Origin of the sequence: Paranoxybacillus vitaminiphilus (assembly GCF_003259935.1) — a bacterium.
GTDB classification, from domain to species: Bacteria; Bacillota; Bacilli; order Bacillales; family Anoxybacillaceae; genus Paranoxybacillus; species Paranoxybacillus vitaminiphilus.
Genome location: NZ_QLMH01000043.1, coordinates 1 through 5,623 on the forward strand (window position 1 = coordinate 1; position 5,623 = coordinate 5,623).

Genomic DNA, 5,623 nt, shown 5'->3' on the forward strand with positions numbered 1-5,623 from the left:
CAATAGTAAAAATCTTGTAACCATATTTTTCATGGTAATCATACTTATTTAATATTTTTTGAACTAATGTAGTATCTTGTTCATGATCTAAAAAATCACCTATTTATTTTCATTCAGAATTTTATATTCAACTTAATTCTCCAATAGTTTTTTGTCGCCTCAATAATTCCTTTCCTCATATACATTTGTTCCAAGTTTATATCTTCCCATTTAACATGTTCACCGAGAAATCTCCCACCTCTAAGCGAAGTGTAGGTGGGAAAGGTTCATGTCCCATAGAATCCTCGGTATTTCTCTCAGTGTGACGGGAAGTGGCCTCACTCCCCGCCCCGCTTCTTCCACTCATCTAAAAACGCCGGCAGACGGTGTTGGTAAGGGGCGATGGCACTGTTGAAGTACGCCTTCCACTTATCCGGCTGTCCGAGAATATCGATATAGACGCGACGGATTTCTTCGATGTACACAATGGCCCGGCGATACGCTGAACGCTTTCGTTGCCCAATAAGCTGCTCGACTTTTTGTTTATAATATGCGATCATTTCCAACGGATGACGTTCGTTTAAGTAACGTTCATACTTAGATGGATCGAAATAGATCGGAAAAGACGCCGTTTTTGTGACGTATTGAAGCAGTTCTTTGCTGTTTCCTTCATTGTAGTCAATTTCTGCTTTTACATAAGAATAAAACGATTGTCTAGTTAACAATGCGTACAATTCTTCTCTCACCGCTTCTTTCACGCTTGGCGCAGCATAAGCGATCGCTTTTTTATACAGTTCGTAAGAAGGGCGGTGTTGAAATTGTTGCTTTAATAATTGAAGCGCTTTTTCTTTTTCCCCCATTTGCCCATATCGCTCGAACACGTACTCATACAAAGCTCCTAAAAATCCTTCTCCTTCTCTTAATCCCTTCTCAGCGATTTCAAGCGCTTTTTTCTTTTCACCCTTCTGCTCTAAAAATTGGGCATAATCCAAATAGTCGCTGCCGTATGTTAATTGCTGTATCCGCATTTGTTCATACGTCTCTTCATCGCCGAGCTTGTACCGATAAATGTCAAGCATGAGCGATTGATTGTATTTGCTGTTTGACTGCTTCAAGTATGATAACACAATCCGCCAATGCGCTTCTTCGCAGGCGATTCTCTCAATCCAGTCCCATATGGCGTCATCAAACCCTGAATTTCCCTCAAGATATTGCTCCATCAATTCGTGAATCATTTCTTCCCTGCAATTATCCGGAAGCGTCCCATCTGCAAGCAATGAAAGAACTTGTTCCATATTTTCATAGGCGCGATCTTCATCTTCTTCCGGACCGCCGCCATACATATTAAACTCGGAAATAATATCAATCGCTTCTGCAAATTTTTCACGGTACTCGTTATAATGTTTTTGTGCTAATTCTTCATCATTCAAATAGCCTTTGTTCTCTAAAAAATGAAGTGCTTTTTCTTGGGCTTTTTTGTTAGATTGGATGAGGTGCATGACAAGATCAAGCAGATCGTCATGCGGAATGCGTTTCAAAATGGTTCGAATATCCACCTTTTCCGCTCCTTTCTTGTTTTTTCATAAGTATAATTTAACACAAATACAAGGTGCAGTGCTTTAGTTACGTAAAAAGCAAGTGTCGACCTTTTTTCTAAGCCCGACAGACATAATCGATGGCAAAATGCTCATCGTCATAATAAAACCGTCTTTTAAGTTCACCCATACATTTTGCAAAAGTCCTTTCGAATGTTGCACGGCTTTCATTGCTTCTGACCAAGCTTCTTTCATATAGTTCCCCGTTACTTTTTCCTCTGGCTGGCCTTTGCCGTCATAATAATCATCGCTCATTTTACTTAACGGCCAGATTCGAACCGTAATAGCAGTGACAAGGAAAGTGACGAAAAATGTTACCCAAAAATACGTATTCCATATGTCCATGAGTCCAAGTGTTTTGGCGACGACAACCATAAACGTGACGGATACAGTAGAAAACCCTGTCGCAATAATCGCTGCTTCTTTAATCGTATATTTTCCTTCCTTAAATACTTTGTTAGTAATTAATAATCCTAGTGAATAACTTCCAACAAACGACGCCACCGCGTCAATCGCTGAACGTCCCGGCGTTTTCCAAATCGGCCGCATAACTGGCTGCATCCACACTCCAACAAATTCTAAAAGCCCATAGCCGACAAGGAGCGCGAGGAATACTGAGCCAATCGGAACTAGAAGGCCGACAGAAATGACGAGCTTATCATACAAAAATGGCCCCATATTCGGCTTCAATAACCATGACGGTCCGACATTGAAAAGGAGCATTGCCGCTACAATAAGACCTAGTACTTTTAACACGGAAAAGACAATGGTAACTGCATCTTTGTTCCATGTTTTAGTGATAAACGGATACACGGCACCTAGTAAAATAACAATAAACGCATAATATGGCACGATGGCAGGAAATTGCATGCGTATCCAAGAGACAATATGATCAAGCATAATCGATGATTTTCCCCCGATTTCCACAGGGATAAAAAACATGAAAATGCCGATTGCGCTATAGACAAAAAACTTCCATGACTGCCCGACAGGAGATTGCAGTGGCAAATAAGGTTGTTTATTTGTATCCGTTTTCATTCTGCGCACCACCTCATTCTTGTTTTAAGGAAAGTACGCGCCAACACGCGCACTTTCCTTTTAGAGGAAAAACTAGTAACAAAGCTGTCCTTTTGCAACAACGATTCGCCCGTTCTTGATGACCGTATCGGTATGATTCATGCCGTAATGATAGATAAGCTGCATGTAGTTTGGCACATTGAAAATGGTGATATCGGCTTTTTTGCCGACTTCGATGCTGCCGATTTCATGTCCGCGCCGAATCGCATGAGCAGCGTTAATCGTCGCAGCGGTGATGACTTCTTCCGGCGTCATCCCCATATGGAGGCAGCCGAGGTTCATGATAAACGGAAGTGACACGGTTGGCGAAGAGCCTGGGTTGCAATCGGTGGAAAGGGCGACAGGTACACCCGCATCAATCATTTTTCGGCCGTTTGCCGCTTTCGTCATTAAGAAAAACGCCGTTCCTGGAAGTAAGACGGCAATGACGCCTTTTTCCGCCATTTTTTGAATACCTTCATCGGAAGCACAAAGCAGGTGGTCAGCGGAAATCGCGCCGACTTCCGCAGCTAACTCTGCACCGCCGTATGGTTCAATTTCATCGGCATGAATTTTTGGCGTTAGCCCGTATGCTTTTCCCGCTTCTAAAATCACTTTTGCTTGTTCTGGAGTGAAAACGCCTCGTTCGCAAAAGACATCATTAAATTCCGCAAGGGCCAATTCACTTACCTTCGGAATCATCTTCTCGACTACGATGCGCACAAATTCATCAGGATTGTCTTTGAACTCTGTGGGCACAGCGTGCGCTCCCATAAACGTGCGGACGACATCGACGGGATGAGTTTCATGTAATTTTTTTGCGACGATTAATTGTTTCAGTTCGTGTTCTAAAGTTAAACCGTAGCCGCTTTTCGCTTCGACCGTTGTAACGCCGTGCAGTAAAAATTGGTCGAGGCGCTTTTTGCTTGCCGTGAACAACTCTTCATCTGTCGCTTCCCGGGTCGTTTTCGTCGTCGCGTGAATGCCGCCGCCAGCGTTCATGATTTCCATATATGTTGCTCCATTCAGTCTCATGGCAAACTCATTTTCGCGGCTTCCGGCATAGACGAGATGGGTATGTGGATCAACAAGGCCTGGCGTGACCGTTTTTCCCGTTGCATCAACCGTTTCCGCTTCAGCGATGCGCGGCTGAAACTGCTTGAAAAGCTCTTCATCTGTTCCGACTGCGACAATCGTTCTGTCTTCAATCCAGACGCTGCCATAAAAAATCGTCCTTTCTGTAATGTTGTGTCGCAACTTCATTTTACTAGAAAGGACGATTTTTTTTGTGCATTTTTTTAAAAGTGAAAAAATGAGGGGCTTCAAAAAGTCAGTTACCCTGACTTTTTGGACAGCCCCTTTTTCTTATTTTTTATTTAGTTTTTATACGCACAATACGGACGCAGCTTGACGCCGATGAGGCTGCCAAGGAAAGCGAACACGAACCAAATCCAGCCGTGGACGCTGAAGGAGGCAATGCCGCTGAAGTACGCGCCGATGTTGCAGCCAAAGGCAAGACGGGCGCCGTATCCCATCATCAAACCGCCGATAAGGGCGCCGATCGTCATGCGCGATGGGCGTCGCCATTGGATCGGTTTGGCGTAGCGGCCGGCAAATGCCGCCGCCAGCAAGGCGCCGAACATTAAGCTGATGTCCATGACTGTCGTTGTATCTTGATACAATGGGCTTTTCAGCGCATTTAGCTTCGCCGGATCCTGCCAGTAAGCCCATTCGGTTGGGTCGACGCCAAACAACTGCACGAATTTCGCTCCCCAAAGCGCGAAGGCGGAAGTGACGCCCCACGGTTTGCCGTTGACCATTAATACAAGAACGTTCAAGACGGCAAGCAAGAACGCGCCGGCAAGAAGCGACCATGGACCTTTATAAATCGCTTTCCAGCCGTTTTTGTTTTCGATTTTCGTTGAAATTAGTTTGCCGTGGCGGCGTTTTTCGATGACGGCCACAACGTAATAAACGAGCGCCAACAGCGCGATCTGAAGCAGAAAACCGCCAAACGCGCCAAGCTGGTGGATGAGCGAAATCGGCGCCAGATGCGGCGTGTTCATCCAAAAATCAAAATGGGTCGTCGCAATGACCGAACCGGCGATAAATCCGATTAAGGTGACGATGCCGTTCGTATCGCCTCCGCCGATATGGTATAGCGTCCCCGATGCGCAGCCATCGCCAAGCTGCATGCCGATCCCGAAAATAAACGCGCCGATGATGACGGAAATCCCGACATCATGAACGTTTCCCACAACTGCATGGCCAAAAATCGAGCCTTTCAACAACAGCGGCAAGAAGAAAATGCTTGCCACCAGCATCATGATCATTTGTGCACGAATCCCTTCGCCTTGGCGGTATAAAATAAATTTGCGCCATGCGGATGTGAAACCAAAGTGCGCTTGGTACAAAATAAATCCGCCGAATGCTCCTAACACGTAAAGGAGCGCTTGCTGCCAAGAAACGCGGCTATATAAAAACAACGCACCTCCGATCAACACAATGGACGCAATGGCGATGATCCACGACGTTGGATTTTTCGGAGCGTTCGCTGCCTGCTTAACGCGGACATCCGTTTGTTTTTGCGCTGCGATATCCAAGTTATCTTCCCCCTTTACTAAAATTAAACAAACTATATAATACTATAAATTAGATTGATTTTCTATGTTTTTGTTTCACTGTTTATGTTAAGTTATGCCAGACTTATGCTGTTCATCGGCTTGTTCGGCATTGATTTTAGCGGGCTGTCATGGAAAGGCGGCGATGCCGGAAACATGGCATGTTTAGGCAAACGGTCGTTGATTTTTTCAATCTGATTCATAACGTTACACAATGTTATTTAATGCTTTTCTTGTCTATATGATCCGGTTATACTGTCTAATGAGGAGGTGAATGAAATGGAACAACAAACAGTATTAAAAGAAATTTTAAAGGCGCTCGATCTGCATGCATCTGATTTTCGCACACAAATCGCTGCATTAAACGAAAAA

At 44.5% G+C, this 5,623-nt stretch carries 3 protein-coding genes and 1 pseudogene; all 4 read right to left on the reverse strand.

Annotated features, from left to right (window positions below; all coding sequences use genetic code 11):
* Window positions 1-317: 317 nt before the first annotated feature.
* The gene (locus B0I26_RS17865; protein WP_111646681.1) at window positions 318-1,535 is read right to left on the reverse strand and encodes a hypothetical protein; all 1,218 of its coding nucleotides are present in this window, start codon (window positions 1,533-1,535) and stop codon (window positions 318-320) included.
* Window positions 1,536-1,634: 99 nt separating this feature from the next.
* Window positions 1,635-2,612 (reverse strand): annotated as a pseudogene (locus B0I26_RS17870) (YjiH family protein); the annotation flags it as partial.
* A gap of 72 nt (window positions 2,613-2,684) precedes the next feature.
* Window positions 2,685-3,893, reverse strand: coding sequence for an imidazolonepropionase (gene hutI / locus B0I26_RS17875; protein WP_111646683.1), 1,209 nt, complete (start codon window positions 3,891-3,893; stop codon window positions 2,685-2,687).
* Between the two features lie 113 nt (window positions 3,894-4,006).
* Window positions 4,007-5,233 (reverse strand): YeeE/YedE family protein, encoded by a 1,227-nt coding sequence (locus B0I26_RS17880; protein WP_111646682.1) that lies wholly within the window; start codon window positions 5,231-5,233, stop codon window positions 4,007-4,009.
* Window positions 5,234-5,623: the final 390 nt, after the last annotated feature.

Bases quoted from the DNA above. Each gene is read 5' to 3' on its own strand.
- hutI (WP_111646683.1), bottom strand. From the start codon at position 3,893: ATGAAGTTGCGACACAACATTACAGAAAGGACGATTTTTTATGGCAGC.